Raw genomic sequence first — 2,333 nt, 5'->3', positions numbered from 1 at the left:
CTGTTTGATCTCGTTGATTAACCTTAAGCCGATAGGCTTTCCAAGGTCTGATTAGGGTGCGAAACTTGAGTTTGTTACACTATTATCATCAATGTGCAATCAGAAAGAAGGATAATTATGACTAAGATAAAATGGGGCATGATCGGATTAGGAGACATTGCTCACCAGTTCGCCCAGTCATTCGATACAGACAAAGCGGAACTTACTGCTGTAGCCTCACGTACCTTACAGAAAGCCTTTGACTTTTCCAGTACCTACAAGGTCCCCAAGGCATACGGCAGCTACGAGCAGCTGGCCTATGACCCTGAAATAGATATTGTCTATCTGGCTACGCCCAACAGCCTGCACAATGATAATATGATGATGCTTCTTAAAGCCAATAAACATATTTTGTGTGAGAAGGCCATCACGATGACTAAGAACGAACTCGACGATGTGCTGGCGCTGGCCGAAGAGAAGAATCTCATTGTAGCTGAGGCCATGACGATTTATCATATGCCGATTTTCTCTCAGCTGAAGGAACGCATTACTGGAAGAGAATTCGGTCCTTTGAAAATGGTTCATGCTTTCTTCGGCAGCCTGAAACCCAATGACCCGACAAACCGCTTCTTTAATCCTGATCTAGGCGGAGGCGCACTTCTTGATATTGGCGTCTATGCTCTTTCCTTCATGAGGTATTTCCTTTCCAGCCAGCCTGATGAACGTAGGACCACTGTCTCATTACATGACAGTGGTGTGGATGAGCGCAGTTCCTTCCAGTTCAGTAATAAAGAGGGTGAAATGAGTACAGTCTCATTCAGCTTCCGTTCCAAAATGCCGAAACAAGGTGTGATTGTCTGCGAAGGAGCTTATATCACAGTCATGAATTATCCAAGAGCTGATTCAGCACTTATCACTTATTCAGATGGTCAGACGGAGGAAGTAACGGCCGGTGAGCATGGCCGGGCATTGACTTATGAAATAGAAAACCTTTCAGACACGTTATCGACTGGTAAAGATCTGACGTCGATCGACCTGACTAAGGACGTCAACGAACTGATGGACTGGGCAGCACGAGAATGGAAAATGGACTGGCTGATCAGCTGATCGTTAAGTAATTAAGATGCGGAATTCTCTCGAGAATTCCTCTTTTTATGCTTTAATTCCCGCTCAATCGATTCCTTCATTCGAGCGCTCGCTTTACTAACAGCTATTGCCTGTCCAACCATCTTTTCTAATCGAGTGGGCGATAATCTCCTGATTTATACTCTCCCACGCCTCTTTTCAATATGAGTGAGCAATAATACTTACTTTTGTACCCGCTCACTTAGATGCTGTGGCGACTCGAGAAATCGAGTCTCTTCCTTTAATTATGGCTGCCGCTGCAGCCTTTTCCTAATAAAAAACGGCGACAATACCTGATCTGAAAACACATCGGAGTCTGTCTGTTGAGACAGAGCTGTTATCCTCTTCCGTTTCAGAATAAAGTACTGTTACCGTTCGTTATAAGCTTATTTTTTTAGCATTGCAGGTTTAATCAAGAAACCTCATGACTCAATGATTCACCTAAACTGAGTCCAGTATCCTGTCGATCTTGTCCTTGAGCTCTTCCGTACGTATGAAACGCGCAATACGAAGCACTTCTTTTCCTTCAAGGAAAAGAAGCACAACAGGGACGGTAAAGACTGTAAACTCTCCAGATAAGATGCGGAGCTTTTCGATATCGGCCTGAATAGACGTCAGGTCATTATAGCTGTCGATCATCGGTCTGATCTGAGGCATCACTCCATGACAAACGGAACAATGTTCGCCGTAGAGGAAGACGAAAACCAGTTTTTCATTGTCAATCAGCTTCCTTAATTCTCCAACACTCTCGGCTTCTTTAAATCCATCCATAGCTTACCTCCCCCCACACTCAATAAACGTGTGCGCATCAGTCTTGTGTTTTGAGCGCTTCTACCATATCCACTCTTTTCAGCTTAAAGTGCATGACCAGCATGACCAAGCTTGAGAAGAAGAACATCAGCAGGAACGAGTACAGATAACTGGTTAAACTGATCTGTCTTGCGAAACGCATAATGTCGATTTCTGCAGTCTGCAGAACAAACCGGTGCATGATGAATCCTAGTCCGAAACCGGCAAGGATTTCTAAGACAGTGAGCACCAGATTCTCTCTATAGACATACATCGTCACTTCTTTATCAAAGAACCCGAGCACTTTAACGTAATTCCGAAAGAAGTCTCCCACTTCTAAGCGTATGGGTGCGAAGCACCAGTGAAAGTGGGAGATGAATTTCGGTCAAGCGATAGCTATGTGTAAAATAGTTGTCGGAAAGTAAAATAGTAGGGCAAGA

Annotated in this window: 3 protein-coding genes; 1 reads left to right on the top strand and 2 read right to left on the bottom strand. The window is 44.1% G+C overall.

What is annotated here, in order from left to right:
• Positions 1-117 precede the first annotated feature (117 nt).
• On the top strand, positions 118-1,086 hold the full coding sequence (locus ABFX15_RS11280) for a Gfo/Idh/MocA family protein (protein ID WP_346025503.1): 969 nt from the start codon (positions 118-120) through the stop codon (positions 1,084-1,086).
• A gap of 459 nt (positions 1,087-1,545) precedes the next feature.
• On the opposite strand, the gene ABFX15_RS11275 is transcribed toward ABFX15_RS11280, so the two are convergent.
• Both ABFX15_RS11275 and ABFX15_RS11270 read right to left on the bottom strand, forming a co-directional pair.
• Positions 1,546-1,875 carry a thioredoxin family protein gene (locus ABFX15_RS11275; protein ID WP_346025502.1) on the bottom strand — a complete coding sequence of 110 codons (330 nt, stop codon included), beginning with the start codon at positions 1,873-1,875 and terminating at the stop codon, positions 1,546-1,548.
• Between the two features lie 37 nt (positions 1,876-1,912).
• A complete protein-coding gene (locus ABFX15_RS11270; RefSeq protein ID WP_346025501.1) occupies positions 1,913-2,227 on the bottom strand; it encodes an FtsX-like permease family protein in 315 nt (104 codons plus the stop codon).
• Between the last annotated feature and the right edge of the window lie 106 nt (positions 2,228-2,333).

The sequence above is a fragment of the Alkalibacterium indicireducens genome, assembly GCF_039522005.1.
In the GTDB taxonomy this organism is placed as follows: Bacteria; Bacillota; Bacilli; order Lactobacillales; family Carnobacteriaceae_A; genus Alkalibacterium; species Alkalibacterium indicireducens.
The sequence above is the reverse complement of the archived record's forward strand: the minus strand, read 5'-3'. Positions and strand labels throughout refer to the sequence as shown.